Source organism: Nocardioides massiliensis, assembly GCF_030811215.1.
Classification (GTDB): domain Bacteria; phylum Actinomycetota; class Actinomycetes; order Propionibacteriales; family Nocardioidaceae; genus Nocardioides_A; species Nocardioides_A massiliensis.
Window position 1 is genome coordinate 1,877,879 of sequence record NZ_JAUSQM010000001.1, and the last position, 18,010, is coordinate 1,895,888.

An 18,010-nucleotide genomic window follows, 5' to 3' on the forward strand; every position below is an offset into this window, starting at 1 on the left:
CGACAAGGAGAAACACATGCCCAAAATTCTGGAGTTCGACGAGAACGCACGCCGCTCGCTCGAGCGCGGCGTCGACGCGCTCGCGAACGCGGTCAAGGTGACGCTCGGCCCCAAGGGCCGCTACGTCGTCCTCGACAAGAAGTGGGGCGCCCCGACCATCACCAACGACGGTGTGACCGTCGCGCGTGAGGTCGAGCTGGACGACCCGTTCGAGAACCTCGGTGCGCAGCTCACCAAGGAGGTTGCGACCAAGACCAACGACATCGCCGGTGACGGTACGACGACCGCGACCGTGCTCGCTCAGGCGATGGTGCACCAGGGTCTGCGTGCGGTGGCTGCCGGCGCGAACCCGCTCGGTCTCAAGCGCGGCATGGACGCCGCGGTCGAGGCGGTGTCGGAGGCGCTGCTGAAGTCGGCGCGCGACATCGACTCGAAGGAGGACATGGCCGCGGTCGCGACCGTCTCCTCGCGCGACGCGCACATCGGCTCGCTGCTGGCCGAGGCCTTCGACAAGGTCGGCAAGGACGGTGTCATCACCGTCGAGGAGTCCAACACCATGGGCACCGAGCTCGACTTCACCGAGGGCATGCAGTTCGACAAGGGCTACCTGTCGCCGTACTTCGTCACCGACGCGGAGCGCATGGAAGCCGTCCTCGACGACCCCTACATCCTCCTGCACCAGGGCAAGATCTCGGCCATCGCCGAGCTGCTCCCGCTGCTGGAGAAGGTCATCCAGGCCGGCAAGCCGCTGTTCATCCTCGCCGAGGACGTCGAGGGCGAGGCGCTCTCGACGCTGGTCGTCAACAAGATCCGCGGCACCTTCAACGCCGTCGCGGTGAAGAGCCCGGCGTTCGGCGACCGCCGCAAGGCGATGATGCAGGACATCGCGACCCTGACCGGTGGTCAGGTCATCGCCCCCGAGGTCGGCCTCAAGCTCGACCAGGTCGGTCTCGAGGTGCTGGGCCAGGCCCGGCGCGTCGTGGTCACCAAGGACACCACCACGATCGTCGAGGGCGCGGGCGACGCGGCCGAGGTCGAGGGGCGCGTCAGCCAGATCAAGGCCGAGATCGACAACACCGACTCCGACTGGGACCGCGAGAAGCTCCAGGAGCGCCTCGCGAAGCTCGCCGGCGGCGTGTGCGTGATCAAGGTCGGCGCCGCCACCGAGGTGGAGCTGAAGGAGAAGAAGCACCGGATCGAGGACGCGGTCTCCGCGACCCGCGCCGCGATCGAGGAGGGCATCGTCGCCGGTGGCGGTTCCGCCATCGTCCACGCCGCCTCCGCGCTCGACGGTGACCTCGGCCTGAGCGGCGACGAGGCCATCGGCGTCCGCGTCGTGCGCAAGGCCGTCGACGAGCCGCTGCGCTGGATCGCCGAGAACGGCGGCGAGCAGGGCTACGTCGTCGTCGCCAACGTCCGCTCCGGCAAGGTCGGCGAGGGCTACAACGCCGCGACCGGCGAGTACGGCGACCTGGTCGCCCAGGGCGTGCTCGACCCGGTCAAGGTCACCAAGGCCGCGCTGGCCAACGCGTCCTCGATCGCGGGCATGCTGCTCACGACCGAGACGCTGATCGTCGAGAAGCCCGAGGACGAGGACGAGACCGCCGCGGCCGGCCACGGCCACGGCCACGGTCACTGACGGTTCCGCTTTTCACGACAGCCCGCACGCCCCCGGCTCCGCACGGAGCCGGGGGCGTGCGTCGTCCGCGGGCCCGCCTACGATGGACGCGCCTGTCGTCCGAGCGAGAGCGGTGCCTGATGCTCACCCGCGCCCCCGTGCGTGCTGCTGCGCTGCGGCGTACGCGTGGGACGATGGCGGGGCTCGTCTGCGGGGTCGGCGCGGTGCTCGCGCACGTCGCGGCCGGAGCGGCGGCACCGTCGCTCACCACGACCGTGGGCGTCGTCGTGGCGGCCGTCCTGGTCTGCGTGGCGCTCGCCGGTGACCGACTCGAGCCCTCCCTCCTGCTCGGCGTCACTCTGGTGACGCAGGGTCTGCTGCACCTGACGATGACGGCAGACGCGGCCGGCCACGCGGGCGACTCGGTCTACGTCACCGTCGGCCAGTCAGCGCACCACCTGCACGGCGACCCGGCACTCATGCTGCTGGGCCACCTGGCCGCCGCGGTGCTCACCGCCGTGCTCGCCTCCGGCAGCGAGGCCGCCTGGCGCGGTGTGCTGTGGGCCGTGGTCGGCCTCGGTCGCCGGCTGCTGCAGGTCCTGCGGCCGGTCCCGGCCGCCCTGCGGTCGGTGCTCCCGGCGAGCGACGACGAGCGGGTCAAGCCGTCGTCACGCGTGCGCGGTGCCGTCGTTGCGCGCGCCGCCCGGTCGACGCCCCTCCCCAGCACTCCTCCTCGTCCGGGCCTGAGCCGTCGTACGGCGCTCGTCCGGGCGCCCCCTGCGCGCCTGGACGCGCCGTACGACGACAGGACTTCGATGACCATCGCCACCTTGCGTGCACGCCTGCGCGCACCACTGGCCGCGACGGCTCTGGCCGCGGCCCTCGTACTGACCGCCACCGGCTGCGCGCACGACGACGACCCGCCGCCCCCGGCTGCCGCCACGGCCGAAGCCGTCTCGCTCAGCGCCGAGGACCTCTGGGTCCGTGCCGCCGACGGCGCCATGACCGCGGCGTTCGGCACCCTGGTCAACCCCGGCCCCGAGGACCGCGTGCTGGTCGCAGCCACCAGCGACGTCGCCGGCGCCGTCGAGCTGCACGAGGTCGTCGAGTCCGGCGGCCAGGCGGTCATGCAGGAGCGCGCCGGCGGATTCATCGTCCCGGGCGGCGGCAGCCACGAGCTCGCACCTGGTGCCGACCACCTCATGCTGATGGAGCTGACCCGGCCGCTGGCGGTCGGCGAGCACGTCGAGGTCGTGCTCACCTTCGACGACGGCTCCACCGCCACCGTCACCGCGGTCGTCAAGCAGGCACCCGCCGGCGACGAGAAGTACGCCGAGCACGGTGACGCGGACGGTGACGCGCATGAGGATCACGACCATTGAGCTCCGACCTCGGCCGGCGGCACCTGCTCCAGGCAGGTGCCGCCCTCGGCGGCGGGCTCGTCGGCTGGTCCGCGCGTGACCTCACCCACGACCGTGGCGCGGAGCCCGCTGACGCCGCCCCCGCACCGGCGTACGGCGGGGAGCGGGAGCCGTTCCACGGTCGGCACCAGTCCGGCATCGTGACCCCACCGCAGGCGCACGCGCTCGTCCTGGGCCTCGACCTGCGCTCCGGTGTCGACCGCGCCGGCCTGGCCCGGATGATGCGGCTGCTCAGCGACGACGTCGCGCGGCTCTCCCAGGGGCGCCCGGCGCTGGCCGACACCCTGGGGGAGCTTGCGGTGCTGCCGGCCCGGCTGACGGCGACCTTCGGGTTCGGCCCACGGGTCGTCGCCGAGCTCGTGCCGCCACGGCACCGCTTCGACTTCGCGGAGCTGCCGGACTTCGCCACCGACCGGCTGCGCCCGCAGTGGGGCCAGACCGACCTTGTCGTCCAGCTGTGCGCCGACGACCCGGTCACGCTCGCCCACACCCGCCGGGTGCTGCTACGCGACGCGCGCGTGTTCGCCCGGGTGCGCTGGACCCAGGAGGGGTTCCGTCGCGCCCGCGGTGCCGAGCCGGCCGGGACGACGATGCGCAACCTGATGGGTCAGGTCGACGGGACGGTCAACCTCTCCGAGCGCGATCGTGACCACGACCGGCTGCTGTGGAGCGACCTGCCCGGCCTGGGCGGCGGGACGTTCCTCGTGCTGCGCCGGATCGCGATGGACCTGGTGGACTGGGAGAGCCTGTCGCGCAGCACGCGTGAGCACACGATCGGTCGCCGGCTCAGCGACGGCGCCCCGCTGACGGGAGGTGCGGAGCACGATGCGCCCGACCCCCACGCGGTCGATGATCGTGGCCTCCCGGTGCTCGACCGGGCGGCCCACGTGCTGCGCGCGCAGCCGCAGAAGCCGGACGAGCGATTCCTGCGCAGGCCCTACAACTACACTCGGGACGAGGCAGATCCAGCGTTGGCGCCGGACGGTGTCGAGGCGGGACTGCTGTTCGTCGCGTTCGCAGCGGACCCGGTCGCCCAGTTCGTCCCGGTCCAGCAGCGACTCGCCGAGCAGGACCGCCTCAACGAGTGGGTGACCACGATCGGGTCCGGCGTGTGGGCGGTCCCGGGGGGTTGCTCGCCCGAGGACGGCGACTACGTGGGGCGCGAGCTGTTGGGCACCCCCGCACTGTGACCAGGACGAGAGGATCAAGCATGGCGAAGCAGGACTCCGGGGACGACAAGGTCACCGGCGGCACCCCCGCAGCCCGGGCACGCGCACGCGCCGCGGAAGTCCGCGCCGAGCAGGAGAAGCAGGTCAAGCGGCGTCGTCGGATCAACCAGCTGCTGGCGGTCGTCCTCGTGCTCGTGGCCGGTGGCGCCATCACCGCCGCGGTGATCGCCGGACAGCGCACGGCCAACGCGCCCGCGGAGACCCCGCCGAACCTCAGCGCCGACGGCGCTGTCGTCCTGGGCAACCCGGACGCCGAGACGGTGCTGCAGGTCGTCGAGGACTTCCAGTGCCCGGCCTGCGGTCAGTTCGAAGCCGTGATGGGCGACAAGCTCGACGAGCTCTCCGAGCGCGACGACCTGCGCGTCGAGTTCCGCGGGATCGCCTTCCTGGATCGGGCGTCCTCCACCGAGTACTCCAGCCGCGCGCTCAACGCCGCGGTCTGCACCGTCGAGGACGGTGAGGACGTCTGGAGGCAGATGCACGCAGCGCTCTTCGCCAACCAGCCCTCCGAGGGCGGCGCCGGGCTCGACGACGCGACGCTGATCGACCTCGCGGTCGACGCCGGCGCCGACGAGGACCGGGTCAGCGACTGCATCGAGGACCGCAGCTACGACAAGTGGGTCGAGCAGACCACCGACGCGACCTTCGACGAGGGCATCACGGGCACCCCGACCGTGCTGCTCAACGGCGACAAGGTCGACATCTCGACGCCCGAGGACCTCGAGAAGCTGGTCGACGAGGCCGTCGCAGCGTCGTGACCTCCGAGATCCGCGCCGAGATCCGCACCGAGATCCGCACCGTGATCCGCACCGTCCTCCTGGCACTCCTGGCCGGGTTGCTGGCCTGCGCGGCGGCGCTGGTGCCGACCGCCGCGCAGGCGCACGCCGGCCTGGTGGACTCCACGCCGCGGGACGGGGCGACCCTCGACGACTTGCCGTCCGAGGTGACGCTGACCTTCACCGAGGACATCAACCCGCCGGCGTACGTCGTGGTGCGCCACACCGACGACACCGCGCTCGCCGAGGGCGAGGCGCGGGTCGAGGGCGCGCTGGTCCGCCAGCCGATCACCGCGGGCGGGCCGGGCGACTACACGCTCGCCTACAGCGTCGTGTCTGCCGACGGCCACCGCGTGACCGGTGAGCTGTCGTTCACCGTCACGGGGGACGCCGCCGCGCCGTCACCGGGGGCCACCGACACTCCCGCCCCGTCGCCCGGCGCCGACGACTCCGACTCCGACTCGGAGTCCGCCGAGGACGCCCCGCAGCCCGCGGACACCGGCGGTGCCACCGTGCCCGCCGAGGAGGACGAGGGCTTCCTCGCCGCCAACGGCAGCCTGCTGCTGCTCGGCGCGGGGCTCGTCCTGGTCGTCGGCACCTTCGTGGTGGCCGCGAGGCGGCGCCGTGCGGGGTGATCCCGTGACCACTTCCACGGAGGCGACCGAGCCCGAGGTCGCCCCCGAGACCCGACGCCCGATCCCCGAGCGCCGCGTGCCGTTCGCGGTGTTCGCCGGTGTCGTGGCCCTCGCGGCGATGCTGGTCCTGGCGTTCCTCGGTGGCGGCATTCCTGAGCCGGCGCCGGAGGGTCTGCCGGACCCCGGCCGGGTCACGGTCGTCGCCCTCCCGGTGCTGGGGCTGTTCGTGCAGCTCAGCGGCGTGTTGGTGATCGGGGCGCTGCTCGTGGCAGTGCTGGCGATGACCCGCACGACCGATGAGCTGACCGCGTCGGGGTTCCGCGCGATCCGCAGTGCCCGCTGGGTCGCGGTCGCCTGGGTCGGCTTCGGCCTCGCCGAGGTGTGGTTCACCGTCTCCGACCAGCTGGCGCTCCCGCCGAGCCAGGTCGACGTCGGGACGGCCTTCAGCTACGCCTTCCAGATCCCGCAGGGACGCAGCGCCCTCGCCCAGGTGGCCCTCGTGGCGATCGTCGCCGTCGCCGCCCACTGGGTGCTCGCGGTCCGCGAGGCGCTGGTGGTGCTCGGGCTCGCCCTGCTCGCGCTGGTCCCGCCGATCCTCACCGGGCACGCGGCCTCGTCGGGAAGCCACGACATGGCCGTGGTCGCCCTGCTGTTCCACGTCATCCCGGTCGCCGTGTGGGTCGGTGGTGTGGTCGCGCTCTGGGGCCACCTGCGCATCCCGGGCGGTGCCCGGCTGCGCGCCGTACGCCGCTTCTCGTCCCTGGCCCCCTGGTGCTTCGGCATCGTCGCCGTCAGTGGGGTCGTCTCGGCGCTGGTGCGGGTCGACACCCTGACCGAGCTCTTCACGACGGGCTATGGGGCCGGGGTGCTCGCGAAGACCGCCGTGCTCGCCCTCCTCGGTCTCGTCGCCTACCGCGTGCGCGGCTGGTTGGCGTCGGCCACCCCGGAGACGGGCAGCGGGTGGCGCACCTTCGTGTCGCTGACCGGGGTCGAGCTCGTCTTGATGGCGACCGCGATCGGCCTCGGCACCGCGCTCTCGCGCACCCCGCCGCCGGTCGGTGAGCCCTACACCGAGCTCGCGGCCAGCCTGCTCGGGGGCCCGATGCCCCCCGCACCCACCATCGGCGAGGTGCTGTGGTCGTTCCGCGCCTCGGGCGTCGGCCTGGCGGTCGTGCTGCTCGGTGCTGCGGCGTACGCCGTGGGGGTCTGGTCGCTGCGCCGTCGCGGTGAGCACTGGTCGCTCGGGCGCAGCGTCGCCTGGGGGATCGGCCTGCTGGTCTTCGGCTACGCGACCATCGGCGGTCTGGGCGTCTACTCGCACGTGATGTTCAGCGCCCACATGGGTGCCCACATGGTGCTGTCGATGATCGCGCCGATCTTCCTCGTGCTCGGTGCGCCGATCAACCTCGCGCTGCGGGCGCTGCCCGGTGCCGACCGCCCCGGGGGTCAGGGTCCGCGGCAGCTGCTGGCCGCGATGCTGCGCACGCGCGTCGCCGGGTTCTTCGCGCACCCCGCGGTCGCGGCGATCATCTTCGTCGGCAGCCTCTACGCGGTCTACTACACGCCGATCTTCGACGCCTTGATGACCAACCATCTCGGTCACGGGTTCATGGAGCTGCACTTCCTCATCACCGGCTACCTCTTCTACGAGACGCTGCTCGGCAGCGCGCCGGTCCCGCGTCGGCTGCCGCACCTGGGCCGGTTGCTCCTGCTGCTCGTGGTGGCGCCGTTCCACGCGTTCTTCTCGATCGGGCTGATGTCGACGAGCCGGATCGTGGGCGGGGAGTACTACCGCATGCTGGACCGCCCCTTCGCGGCCGACCTGGCGCAGGACCAGTACGTCGGCGGGTCCCTGTCGTGGGCGCTCGGTGAGGTCCCGATCCTCATCGTCGCGCTGGCGATGCTCGTGCAGTGGTTCCGCAAGGACCGCCGGGAGTCGGCCAGGTTCGACCGGCGTGAGGACGCCTCCGGTGACGCGGAGCTCGAGGCCTACAACGAGATGTTGCGGCGCCGGGCCACCGAGGTCTCCCGGCAGGACTGACGGCTCAGCGCGGCGCGAGCCCCACGAGGAACCCGGCCAGGACGGCCGCCCCCACCAGCCCGGTCGCCTCGAGGGCCACGGCACGGCGCAGCAGCGCCCCGGCCGCCAGCCGGTCCCGGTGGCCGGCCGCGCCCTCGACCCTCGGGAGCAGCACCCGCCGGTTCCAGGCGGCGACGACGGCGACCACGCCCACGAGCGCGACCTTCGCCAGCAGGACCCGGCCGTACGCCGTGGCGACGAGCGCCGTCCAGTCCCCGAGGTAGCGCCACGTCAGCAGCGCGCCGGTGAGCGCGACGGCCAGCAGCGCCGCACCGGCGACGGTCGAGAACCGGGCCAGCACGCCGGCCGCGAGTCGCGCGCGGGGCAGCAACGCCGGCAGGACCACCGCGAGTCCGGCCAGCCCGCCCGTCCAGAGCGCCGCCGCGCCCAGGTGGACCGCGTCGGCCAGCAGCACCGGGGCCAGCGGCTCGTGGGAGCGGGAGTGCCCGCTGAGGACCGGTCCGAGCAGGGTGGCCAGCGCCGCGCCGACGACGAGGCGCGGATGCCACGAGCGGCTGGCGGGACGGGCGAGTATGGCGGTCAACGCCAGGCCGGCGCCCACCCAGGCCGCCGTCAGGTGCAGGCCCGATCCGGACGGGGCGAGGACCCCGACCCCGACCGCGCCGAGCAGGCCCGCGGCCGCGGCCGCGAGGACGAGCCGCCGGCAGCGTTGCCGCGCGGCCTCCGTCGCCCGCTCGAGCGGGAGCGCGGTGACGACGAACGCCGCCAGGCCGCACGCGACGAGAAGCCCGGCGTACTGCACCGCCTGCGCGGCGCCGAGACCGAGCTGCACGCGCGCCTCAGCGCACCTGGCGCACGGCGAACCGCTCGGTGGGGTGGGCGATGTCCTCCTGCGACGCGATCAGCTGGATCTCCCGGGTGCCCGCGGCGATCGTCCGCTCGAGCACGGCGAAGACCGACGCTGCCACCCGTGACAGCGCGGTGGCCGGCGATCCGGTCGAGTGCAGGTGGGCGAGGTAGAGCGCCGCCGTCACGTCGCCGCACCCGTTGGGCAGGATCGGCAGCAACGGCGTCGTCACGGCGTACGCCGCCCCGTCGGCGCCGACCGCGACCATGTCGACGGTCCCGGGCTCGGTCGTCTCGTGCAGGACGCTGGTGACCAGGACGTCCTGCGGCCCGCGCGCGCGGACGGCGTCGATGGCGGCGAGCACGTCGTCGAGGGTGCGGGTCGTGGTGCCGGCGAGGAAGTCGAGCTCGAAGTGGTTGGGCGTGACGATGTCGGCGCGCGGCACGACCTGATCGCGCATGAACTCGGGGATCCCGGGACGCACGAAGAACCCACGGCCGACGTCGCCCATCACCGGGTCGCAGCAGTAGACCGCTTCCGGGTTGAGCTCCTTGACGCGGGCGACGGCGTCGAGGACGACGGCGCCGACCTCCTCACCGCCCTGGTAGCCCGACAGCACCGCGTCGGCGCGCGCCAGGGCCCCGCGCTCCTCGACGCCCTGGATCACCTCGCGTACGTCGTCGGCCGCGAGCAGCGGCCCGCGCCACGCGCCGTACCCGGTGTGGTTGGAGAAGTGCACCGTGTTGACGGGCCAGACCTCGATGCCCAGCCGCTGCAGGGGGAACACGGCGGCGGAGTTCCCGACGTATCCGTAGGCGACCGATGACTGGATGGAGAGGATGTTCACGCCAAGATGGTTTCATGCGAGCCGTCGTCCAGCGTGTGTCGTCCGCCTCCGTGACCGTCGGCGGGGAGGTGGTGGGCGCGCTCTCGGGGCCAGGTCTGCTCGTCCTGCTCGGTGTGACCCACGACGACGGGCCCTCCGAGGTCGCCTGGCTGGCGCGCAAGGTGCGCGACCTGCGCATCCTGCGCGAGGAGCAGTCGGCGAGCGACGTCGACGCGCCCGTGCTGGTGGTCAGCCAGTTCACGCTGTACGGCGATGCCCGCAAGGGGCGGCGCCCCACGTGGAACAACGCGGCGCCGGGTGCGGTGTCGGAGCCCCTCTACGAGGCGTTCTGCGCCGAGCTCGAGTCCCTGGGCACCCACGTCGAGCGCGGCGTCTTCGGTGCGGACATGGCGGTCGCGCTCGTCAACGACGGCCCGGTGACCCTCGTCCTCGAGACGCCCGCGCGAACTTGACCCGCGGATTCGATACACAACTGAATTGGAACGCGTTACAGTTTTGCCGCGCCAGGCCGGCGTACAGACCCTCCCGGAGCAGAAGAAGGTGCGAGCATGCGGCAGGCCGACTACATCGTGGTGGGTGCGGGTTCGGCGGGAGCGATCGTCGCCCGTCGCCTCGCCGACTCCGGGGCGAGCGTCGTCCTGATCGAGGCGGGCGACCCCGACAAGACGCGCTTCGTCCGCAAGCCCGGCCTGATCGCGGTCTTCCACAACATCCCGCAGCTGAAGAAGAAGCTCGACTGGGGCTTCTACACCGTCCCTCAGAAGCACGCCCTGGACCGCAAGCTGCCCGCGACGCGCGGCAAGGTGCTCGGGGGCTCGTCGTCGATCAACGGGATGATCTTCGTCCGGGGCCACCAGAAGAACTACGACGCCTGGGCCGCCGAGGGCAACGAGGGCTGGGGCTGGTCCGACGTCCTGCGGTCCTACAAGAGGATGGAGAACTGGGAGGGCGGCGCCAGCGACCTGCGCGGCGCCGGTGGGCCGGTCGAGGTCACGACGGTCAAGAACCCCACCGAGGGCTCGCTGCTCTTCCGTGACGCGATGGCCGAGACGGCGGGCGTCCCCCTCATCGAGGACTACAACGGTGCGGAGCAGGAGGGCATGTCGCTGGTCCAGCAGAGTGCCCACAAGGGCAAGCGCTACAGCTCCTCGATCGCCTACCTCGACGACCACAACCTCGGCAACCTCATGGTGATGACCGGCGCCCAGGTGACCCGCGTGATCATCGAGGACGGCCGCGCGACCGGTGTCGAGGTCGTCGACAAGACCGGGGCGCACACGATCCACGCCAACGCCGAGGTCGTCATCTCGGCCGGCGCCTACCAGTCGCCCCAGCTGCTGCAGCTCTCCGGCGTCGGCCCGGCCGACCACCTGCGCAACCTCGGCATCGAGGTCAAGGCCGACCTGCCCGTCGGCGACAACCTGCACGACCACATGTTCGTGCCGCTGACCTTCGACATGACCAACATCCCGCACCGCTCCAACGCGCCGTACTTCGCCTCGGCGGTCATGAAGGAGTACATCCGCGGCAACACCTGGCTGGCCAGCACGGTGTTCGAGGTCAACGGTTTCGTCCGGTCCTCGCTGGCCACCGACGTGCCCGACATCCAGATCCTCGCGCTGCCGTGGGGCTACCCCGCGCCCAACCAGGACGCCCCGGGCCGGCACTTCGTCGAGCCGCAGCCGGCGTTGACGATCTTCTCCACCCTGATCTACCCCAAGAGCCGGGGCTCGATCCGGCTCGCGTCGGCCGACCCGCTGGCCGCTCCGCTCATCGACCCGGGCTTCCTCTCGGTCGACGACGACGCCCAGGTCCTGCTCGAGGGGATGCTGCGCATCCGCGAGGCGATGAAGGCGCCGGGCATCGTGGGCAAGGTCGCCAAGGAGCGCACCCCCGGCGCGCAGTACGCCGACGAGAAGGCGCTGCGCGAGGAGATCCCGCTGCGGGCGACGACCGTCTACCACCCCGTCGGCAGCTGCCGGATGGGCGTCGACGAGCGGGCGGTCGTGGACCCGAAGCTCAAGGTCCGGGGCATCGAGGGCCTGCGGGTCGCCGACGCCTCGATCATGCCGAGCATCGTCGGCGGCAACACCAACGCGCCGGCGATGATGATCGGTGAGCGCGCCGCAGAACTCATCTTGGAAGGCTGAACCCATGACCCTCCCCGCCTCCGTCACCGACGAGCTGCTCGCGGCGATCACCGCCCGCGTCCCCTCCACCGCGGGCGGCACCCACAAGCTCACCGAGGTCTACTCCGGTGAGGTCGTCGTCGAGCTCCCGCAGTCGACGCCCGAGGACATCGAGCAGGCGTACGCCGCCGCCCGGCGCGCACAGATGACCTGGTCGCAGTGGCCGGTGCGCAAGCGGGTGAAGGTCTTCAAGCGGTTCTTCAAGCTGCTGGTGGAGCGCAACGACACCATCGCCGACCTGATCCAGGTCGAGAGCGGCAAGGCGCGGCGGATGGCGGTCGAGGAGACCGTCGACCCGATGATGATCATGAACTACTACCTGCCGCGGGTGCGCAAGCTGCTGGCGCCGACGAAGCGCTCGGGCCCGGTGCCGCTGGTCTCCACCTCCACGGAGATCCGCCAGCCCAAGGGTGTCGTCGGGATCATCGCGCCGTGGAACTTCCCCTTCGCGACCGGCATCTCCGACGCCATCCCCGCGCTGCTCGCCGGCAACGGGGTCGTCCTCAAGCCGGACAACAAGACGGCGCTGAGCCCGCTCTACGGCGTGCACCTGCTCTATGAGGCGGGCCTGCCCGAGGGGCTGTTCCAGGTGGTCTGCGGTGACGGGCCGGTGGCCGGTCCGCCGGTCATCGACAACGCCAACTACGTGATGTTCACCGGCTCCACCCAGACCGGTCGCTTCATCGGGCAGCGGGCGGGTCAGAACCTCATCGGCGCCTGCCTCGAGCTCGGCGGCAAGAACCCGATGATCGTGCTGCCCGACGCCAACCTCGACGAGACCGTCCCCGGCGCGCTCGACGCGGTGTTCCGCAACACCGGCCAGGTCTGCATGCACGTGGAGCGGATGTATGTCCACGACTCCCTCTACGACGCGTTCAGGCAGCGGTTCGTCGCCGCGGTCGAGGACCTGCGGCTGGGTGCGGCGTACGACTTCGGTCCCGAGATGGGCTCGCTCATCTCGCCCGACCACAAGGACCGGGTCGCCGAGCACGTCGCCGACGCCCTCGCCAAGGGCGCCACGCTGGTCACCGGTGGCAACGCCCGCCCCGACCTCGGCCCGGCGTTCTTCGAGCCGACTGTGCTCGAGGGCGTCACCAAGGACATGCTCGCGGGCTGCACCGAGACCTTCGGTCCGGTCGTCGCGCTGCACCGCTACCACTCCGTCGACGAGGCCGTGCGGCTGGCCAACGACACCGACTACGGCCTGTCGGCCAGCGTGTGGGGGACCGACCTGACCGCGGCCGCCAAGGTGGGCGCGCGGATCCAGAGCGGCAACGTGAGCATCAATGAGGGCTTCGCCGCGGCGTACGCCGCCAAGGGCACGCCCTCGGGTGGCGTCAAGCAGTCCGGGGTGGGCGCGCGCCACGGCGACCAGGGCTTGCTGAAGTACACCGATGTGCAGAACCTCGCGGTCATGAAGAAGCAGGTCATGACCTCGCCGCGCGACCCGGCCGACTTCGCCAAGCAGCGCGACGGGATGCTCAAGGCGATGACGTTCCAGAGCAAGCTCGGCCGCTGACCTGCTCGGTGGGCGCCCGGTCTCAGCTTGGGATCGGCGTCTGCTGGTAGACGCTGAGCCGCGGCTCGGGACCGGAGAGGTCGTACACACTCGTCATCCAGGCCTCGAACGCCGGTTCGTCCCCCCGCGTCGCGCGTGCGCGGTAGACCAGCGCGGCGGCGTGCTCACCGACCGGCACCAGGCGCGGCTCGGTGATCTCGTACGACGACCACGGCGGCGCGTCGGCGAGCGAGGCGCGCACCTGCTCGTGGTCGAGGGCGAACCCGTGCGCGAGCACCATCACCGCCTCCGCGGTCATGAGGCTTCCGTAGAACTCCGCACCGGTCCCGTCGCACAGGCTGTCCCAGCCGCGGCGCTCGAGTGCGAGCAGGTCGTCGAGATCACTCACCTGCGAGTTCCTACCCACCCGGCCCGGAGGGATATGCTCCGGCCGCCTTGTCTGCTCTCCACTCCTATCGCGCGCTGCTGCGCACCGTCGGGCCCGCCTACCTCGTCGTAGCCTTCCTCGGGCGAGTTCCGCTTGCCATGAGCCAGATGGGCACCCTGCTGCTGGTCTCGGGCGCGACCGACAGCTACGGCCTGGGCGGAGCCGCCGCCGGTGCGCTCGCCGTCACGAACGCCGTCGCTGCTCCGTTCTTCGGATCGCTGGCCGACCGGTTCGGGCAGCGGTTCGTCGTGCTGGGGCAGTCGCTGGTGGGCGCCGCCGGCCTGGTGGGTCTGGTGGGTGTGGTCGACAGCGGTGCGCGCGGACCCGTGATCGTCGCCACCGCGGCGCTCGCTGGGCTCGCGATCCCGCAGGTGGGACCGTTGGCGCGGGTGCGGTGGCGCCCGGCGCTGGCGGGGGAGTCCCCGGACCGGCAGCGCCGCCTGGTCGATGCGGCCTTCTCCTACGAGGGCGCGACCGACGAGATCTCCTTCGTCGCGGGACCGGCGCTGATCGGGCTGCTCGCGGTGCTCGTCTCACCGTCGGGTGCGTTGCTGACCGCCGCGGGTCTGCTGGCGGCGTTCGGCTCCGGCTTCGCGCTGCACCGGACGGCGGCGCTCACCAACCCCGACCCGAGCGTCGTGCGCTCGACGGGGCGGGTGCTGACCGGCATCGTGCTGGTGCTCGCGAGCGCGCAGTTCCTCATCGGGATGCTGTTCGGTGGCACGCAGACCGGCTCGACGGTGCTCGCGACCGCCGAGGGGCAGCCCGGCATCGCCGGTCTGATCCACGCCACCTTGGGGGTCGGCAGCGCGATCGCCGGCTTCGCGATCGCCGCCCTGCCCGAACGCATCGGCTACCCGACACGGTTGACCGTCGCGGCGACCGGTCTGGTCGTGCTGTCGGCGCCGTTGCTCCTGGTCGACTCGATCGGCGCGCTGCTCGTGGTCATCGGCCTGCTCGGGTTCGCGGTGGCGCCGTACATGATCTCGACCTTCGCGATGGCCGGCTCGCTGGTCAGCCCCGACCGCATCGGCCTGGTGATGACATTGCTCGCCGGCGCCACCGGGATCGGGTACGCCGTGGGCTCGGCCACCGCGGGTCGTCTGGCCGACCACGTGGGTGCGGGCGGGCACACCGCGGCGTTCGCCGTGACGGTCACCGCCACGGTGCTGGCGCTGCTGGTCGCGCTCGGCCTGCGCTGGCGGCAGGCGCAGGGTCAGGCGACCTCGAGGGAGCGCTTCGAGAGCCCCATCCAGTAGCCGTCGATCTTCTGCACGCCGGGGACGGAGGGATCCGTCGCGGCGCCGAGGGTGACGAAGAGCGGCGTGTAGTGCTCCACCGTCGGGTGGGCGTAGGGCATGCCGGGCGCCTTGGAGGAGTACGCCGCAAGCGTGTCGACGTCGCCGCGGGCCAGCGCCTCGCCGGCCCAGACGTCGAAGTCCTGGGACCAGCCCGGCGCCGTGGCGTCGATGCGGAACTCGGTCAGGAACGGCAGCCCGTGGGTGAGGAAGCCCGAGCCGATGATCAGCACGCCCTCCTCGCGCAGCGGGCGCAGCCGGCGGCCGAGAGCGAGCAGCTTCTCGGGGTCGTGGGTCGGCATCGACATCTGCAGCACCGGGATGTCGCCGGCGGGGAACATGATCTTCAACGGCACCCACGCACCGTGGTCGAGTCCGCGGCTCGTGTGCTGGTGGACGGTCTCGGTGCGCGGCATCATCGCCGTGATCCGGGCGGCCAGGGCCGAGGCGTCGGGGGTCTCGTACTTCTCCTGGTAGTAGCGCGGCGCGAACCCACCGAAGTCGTAGACCAGTGGGGTGCCCGCCGCGGTGGCACTGAGCGCGAGCGGCGCGGACTCCCAGTGAGCGGAGACGATGAGGATCGCCTTCGGCCGCGGCAGCTCGTCGGCCCACGAGCGCAGCTGCGCCGACCACAGCGGGTCGTCGAGCAGCGGGGGAGCGCCGTGGCCGATGTAGAGCGCGGGCATCGACGTCTCCCCGCGTCCGGAGTCCGCGGGGGTGGTGTCGACAGAAGTGGTGGTCATGGCACGAGCATAGAGCGCAAAGCTTGAAGATTCAAGTGAGGGTCGGGCGGATCGCGGCTAGAGTCCCTGCTCGTGCCCGAGAGACGAGCTGACAGGTCCGCAGAGCCCCGGTGGCTCGACGACACCGAGCGTGAGGCGTGGCTTGCCCTCGTCGCGATCCTGCTGCGCCTCAACCCGGCCCTGGACTCGCAGCTGACCCGGGACTCGAACCTCACGCACTTCGGCTACCAGGTGATCGCGATGCTCTCGATGGCCGAGGACCGCACCTTGCGCCTGAGCGAGCTGGCCGCGCAGGTCAACTCGTCGCTGTCGCGGCTGTCCCACGTCGTCACCAAGCTGGAGGCTCGGGGCTGGGTCCGCCGCGAGCCCGCCCCCGCGAGCCGGCGTACGACGCTCGCGGTGCTGACCGACGAGGGGTGGGAAGCGGTGCAGGACGCCGCGCCCGGTCACGTCGAGACGGTGCGGTCGCTGGTCTTCGACGGGCTGTCGCGTGAGCAGGTGAAGCAGCTGACGGCCATCGCCACCCAGATCGGCGAGAACATCCGCGAGTCCGGGCTGAAGACGCTCAGTTGACCGCTGGCCTGCTCAGGTCAGGCGCCAGTCGACCGGCGCACCGCCGCGCTCGACCAGCAGCGCATCGACCCGGCTGAACGGGCGCGACCCGAAGAACCCGCGCGATGCAGACAGCGGCGACGGGTGCGCGGACTCCACGCGGGGGATGGGCCCGAGGTGGGGTCCGAGGCTCTGGGCGTCACGACCCCACAGGATCGCCGCCATCGGTTGGCCCTCCTCAGCGCGCGCGACGAGCGCGCGGATGGCTTGGGTGGTCACGGCCTCCCAGCCCTTGCCGCGGTGGGACGCCGGCTCGCCGGGCCGGACGGTGAGACATCGGTTGAGCAGGAGCACGCCCTGCTCGGTCCAGGGTGTCAGGTCGCCGTCCGTCGGGGCGGGGACGCCGAGGTCCTCGACGAGCTCGCGATAGATGTTGACCAGGCTGCGCGGCAGCGGGTGGACGCCGGGTGCCACCGAGAACGACAGCCCGACGGCGTGACCCGGCGTGGGATACGGGTCCTGCCCGACCACCAGCACTCGCACCTCGGCCAGCGGCCGTGCGAACGCCCGCAGCACGTGCTCGCCGGCCGGCAGGTAGCTCCGCCCCGCCGCCAGCTCCGCGCGCAGGAAGTCACCCATCGCCGCGATCTGCGCCTCCACCGGCGCCAGCGCCTGTGCCCAGTCGGATGCGACGAGACCCTTGTCCACCAGTGCGCTCAGCGTGCTCACGAGGGACGACCCTAGAGGGGCCGCGTGGGGACACGGGAAACCTGCTGCTCGATGGTGGCAACAGGCTTCCCCGCTCAGGCGACCGACGGGCCGGCCGCAACGCATCCCGCGCCGCACGGGTGGGCGCCGTCGCCGATTCCGTGCCTGCGCAGGATCGCCCCGACGCGGCCGGCCGTGGCGCACGGCCGGTCGAACACCTGGCCGTAGCCGATGCGCACCGTCATGCGTCCGTCCAGGGCCGCGTCGAGGTCGCGATCCATGTCGCGATCGCGGCTGCGCGTCGAGTCGTGGAAGAGTCGCCCGTCGAGTTCTACGATCACCTGCTCGTCGTACTCGGCGTCACGGAACACCGACCCGGACGCGGTGCGTGCCCAGACCTGGCGACGCGCCGTCGGAAGGTCGTGAGGCCGCTCGACGAGCGTGAGGTAGCCGTGCTCGAGGACGGACGCAGTTCCTTTCGCCAGGTCGTCGAGCAACTGCTCGAACCACGCGCGGTCGGGGAACCGAGCCCTCCTGTCGAGCGCTGCGCGGGTGCGCGCCGCAGTGGTGGCGCGAGCCCCGAGGACTCGGGCGAGGACGCCGATCCGGTCCATCGCTGGGAGGCGTTCGTGTGTTGCGGCGTCCAGCGCGGCGTCCTCGGGGCGCTGGCGGGGTGGTCCCAGGTTCCACAGGGTTTGCTCGTCAAGGTCGACGACACGGTGCACGGTCACGCCCGAGACAGCCCGGACCCGCCGCGCGTGGTGGATCGCGACGTGGATGGTCTCCTCGTCGCCGACCCCAGTGGTCGCACGGCGGCCGGGTCCTTCCGCTGCGCGGAGTGCTGATGGTCCCCACAACGCCGCGGGCCAGGCATGGAGACACCCGGCCCACGCGCGCTGGATCCATGACGGGGGACCGGTGTGGTCGACGTAGACACCGGGGTGGATGGACGCCAGCTCGCGGGTGCGGAGCAGACGCCGGATGCGATGCGGCGCGAGATCGCACTCGCCGAGCTGGGAGCGCGACACCACGCCGTTCTGTGCCGCGAGGAGGTCCGCCAGGTCCATCCGCGCAACCCTGCCGCAACCCGCGCAGGGGCGCAGACTGCCTGTGGACAAGGCGCCGGCCGTGGCATCGGGGAAGTCTGGTGCCACCTGCGA

The 18,010-nt window shown here is 72.1% G+C and carries 17 protein-coding genes; 11 read left to right on the forward strand and 6 right to left on the reverse strand.

The features are described from left to right. Positions 1-16 precede the first annotated feature (16 nt). From groL to J2S59_RS09400, 6 genes are all read left to right on the forward strand, one after another. Positions 17-1,639 carry a chaperonin GroEL gene (gene groL, locus J2S59_RS09375; protein ID WP_068117009.1) on the forward strand — a complete coding sequence of 541 codons (1,623 nt, stop codon included), beginning with the start codon at positions 17-19 and terminating at the stop codon, positions 1,637-1,639. 119 nt (positions 1,640-1,758) lie between these two features. Next, complete coding sequence (locus J2S59_RS09380; protein WP_306825041.1) at positions 1,759-3,000, forward strand: copper chaperone PCu(A)C; 1,242 nt, start codon at positions 1,759-1,761, stop codon at positions 2,998-3,000. Next, entirely contained in the window at positions 2,997-4,229 is a 1,233-nt protein-coding gene (locus J2S59_RS09385; RefSeq protein ID WP_068121553.1) for a Dyp-type peroxidase, read from the forward strand. Before J2S59_RS09380 ends, J2S59_RS09385 begins: the two co-directional genes overlap by 4 nt. A gap of 20 nt (positions 4,230-4,249) precedes the next feature. After that, entirely contained in the window at positions 4,250-5,026 is a 777-nt protein-coding gene (locus J2S59_RS09390) for a DsbA family protein (RefSeq protein WP_068121549.1), read from the forward strand. Beyond that, the gene (locus J2S59_RS09395; protein WP_068121546.1) at positions 5,023-5,679 is read left to right on the forward strand and encodes a copper resistance CopC family protein; all 657 of its coding nucleotides are present in this window, start codon (positions 5,023-5,025) and stop codon (positions 5,677-5,679) included. Before J2S59_RS09390 ends, J2S59_RS09395 begins: the two co-directional genes overlap by 4 nt. 4 nt (positions 5,680-5,683) lie before the next feature. Then, a complete protein-coding gene (locus J2S59_RS09400) occupies positions 5,684-7,720 on the forward strand; it encodes a bifunctional copper resistance protein CopD/cytochrome c oxidase assembly protein (RefSeq protein WP_181642046.1) in 2,037 nt (678 codons plus the stop codon). Between the two features lie 4 nt (positions 7,721-7,724). Here the strand turns inward: J2S59_RS09400 and J2S59_RS09405 are convergent, their stop codons facing one another. Both J2S59_RS09405 and pdxY read right to left on the reverse strand, forming a co-directional pair. Further along, positions 7,725-8,552, reverse strand: coding sequence for a CopD family protein (locus tag J2S59_RS09405; protein ID WP_306825042.1), 828 nt, complete (start codon positions 8,550-8,552; stop codon positions 7,725-7,727). Positions 8,553-8,559: 7 nt separating this feature from the next. Continuing rightward, positions 8,560-9,414 carry a pyridoxal kinase PdxY gene (pdxY, locus tag J2S59_RS09410; RefSeq protein WP_068123960.1) on the reverse strand — a complete coding sequence of 285 codons (855 nt, stop codon included), beginning with the start codon at positions 9,412-9,414 and terminating at the stop codon, positions 8,560-8,562. 14 nt (positions 9,415-9,428) lie between these two features. Here pdxY and dtd point away from each other — a divergent pair, with 14 nt between their 5' ends. The 3 genes from dtd to J2S59_RS09425 all read left to right on the forward strand — a co-directional run bounded on the left by dtd (position 9,429) and on the right by J2S59_RS09425 (position 13,122). Next, positions 9,429-9,866: a D-aminoacyl-tRNA deacylase gene (dtd, locus tag J2S59_RS09415; RefSeq protein ID WP_068123957.1), complete on the forward strand. Its 438-nt coding sequence runs from the start codon at positions 9,429-9,431 to the stop codon at positions 9,864-9,866. Between the two features lie 96 nt (positions 9,867-9,962). Continuing rightward, positions 9,963-11,564 carry a GMC family oxidoreductase gene (locus J2S59_RS09420; RefSeq protein WP_068123954.1) on the forward strand — a complete coding sequence of 534 codons (1,602 nt, stop codon included), beginning with the start codon at positions 9,963-9,965 and terminating at the stop codon, positions 11,562-11,564. 4 nt (positions 11,565-11,568) lie between these two features. Continuing rightward, positions 11,569-13,122 (forward strand): succinic semialdehyde dehydrogenase, encoded by a 1,554-nt coding sequence (locus J2S59_RS09425; protein ID WP_068123952.1) that lies wholly within the window; start codon positions 11,569-11,571, stop codon positions 13,120-13,122. Between the two features lie 22 nt (positions 13,123-13,144). On the opposite strand, the gene J2S59_RS09430 is transcribed toward J2S59_RS09425, so the two are convergent. Beyond that, positions 13,145-13,510 carry a DUF4440 domain-containing protein gene (locus J2S59_RS09430; RefSeq protein WP_068123950.1) on the reverse strand — a complete coding sequence of 122 codons (366 nt, stop codon included), beginning with the start codon at positions 13,508-13,510 and terminating at the stop codon, positions 13,145-13,147. A gap of 47 nt (positions 13,511-13,557) precedes the next feature. Here J2S59_RS09430 and J2S59_RS09435 point away from each other — a divergent pair, with 47 nt between their 5' ends. Next, positions 13,558-14,808 (forward strand): MFS transporter, encoded by a 1,251-nt coding sequence (locus J2S59_RS09435; protein WP_068123949.1) that lies wholly within the window; start codon positions 13,558-13,560, stop codon positions 14,806-14,808. Here J2S59_RS09435 and J2S59_RS09440 read toward each other — a convergent pair. Continuing rightward, positions 14,766-15,590, reverse strand: coding sequence for a dioxygenase family protein (locus J2S59_RS09440; RefSeq protein ID WP_068123948.1), 825 nt, complete (start codon positions 15,588-15,590; stop codon positions 14,766-14,768). The two genes, J2S59_RS09435 and J2S59_RS09440, sit on opposite strands and share 43 nt — an antisense overlap. 72 nt (positions 15,591-15,662) lie before the next feature. Here J2S59_RS09440 and J2S59_RS09445 point away from each other — a divergent pair, with 72 nt between their 5' ends. Continuing rightward, positions 15,663-16,163: a MarR family winged helix-turn-helix transcriptional regulator gene (locus tag J2S59_RS09445; RefSeq protein ID WP_068123946.1), complete on the forward strand. Its 501-nt coding sequence runs from the start codon at positions 15,663-15,665 to the stop codon at positions 16,161-16,163. A 12-nt stretch (positions 16,164-16,175) separates the two neighbouring features. Here J2S59_RS09445 and J2S59_RS09450 read toward each other — a convergent pair whose 3' ends face one another. Both J2S59_RS09450 and J2S59_RS09455 read right to left on the reverse strand, forming a co-directional pair. Then, positions 16,176-16,871 carry a uracil-DNA glycosylase gene (locus J2S59_RS09450; RefSeq protein WP_068123945.1) on the reverse strand — a complete coding sequence of 232 codons (696 nt, stop codon included), beginning with the start codon at positions 16,869-16,871 and terminating at the stop codon, positions 16,176-16,178. A gap of 74 nt (positions 16,872-16,945) precedes the next feature. Continuing rightward, a complete protein-coding gene (locus J2S59_RS09455) occupies positions 16,946-17,917 on the reverse strand; it encodes a type IV toxin-antitoxin system AbiEi family antitoxin domain-containing protein (protein WP_068123943.1) in 972 nt (323 codons plus the stop codon). Positions 17,918-18,010 lie beyond the last annotated feature (93 nt).

Excerpts from the sequence above, each read along its gene's own strand:
- groL (WP_068117009.1), top strand. The coding sequence starts at position 17 with ATGCCCAAAATTCTGGAGTTCGACGAGAACGCACGCCGCTCGCTCGAG.
- J2S59_RS09380 (WP_306825041.1), top strand. The coding sequence starts at position 1,759 with ATGCTCACCCGCGCCCCCGTGCGTGCTGCTGCGCTGCGGCGTACGCGT.
- J2S59_RS09390 (WP_068121549.1), top strand. The coding sequence starts at position 4,250 with ATGGCGAAGCAGGACTCCGGGGACGACAAGGTCACCGGCGGCACCCCC.
- dtd (WP_068123957.1), top strand. The coding sequence starts at position 9,429 with ATGCGAGCCGTCGTCCAGCGTGTGTCGTCCGCCTCCGTGACCGTCGGC.
- J2S59_RS09420 (WP_068123954.1), top strand. The coding sequence starts at position 9,963 with ATGCGGCAGGCCGACTACATCGTGGTGGGTGCGGGTTCGGCGGGAGCG.
- J2S59_RS09425 (WP_068123952.1), top strand. The coding sequence starts at position 11,569 with ATGACCCTCCCCGCCTCCGTCACCGACGAGCTGCTCGCGGCGATCACC.
- J2S59_RS09440 (WP_068123948.1), bottom strand. The coding sequence starts at position 15,590 with ATGACCACCACTTCTGTCGACACCACCCCCGCGGACTCCGGACGCGGG.
- J2S59_RS09455 (WP_068123943.1), bottom strand. The coding sequence starts at position 17,917 with ATGGACCTGGCGGACCTCCTCGCGGCACAGAACGGCGTGGTGTCGCGC.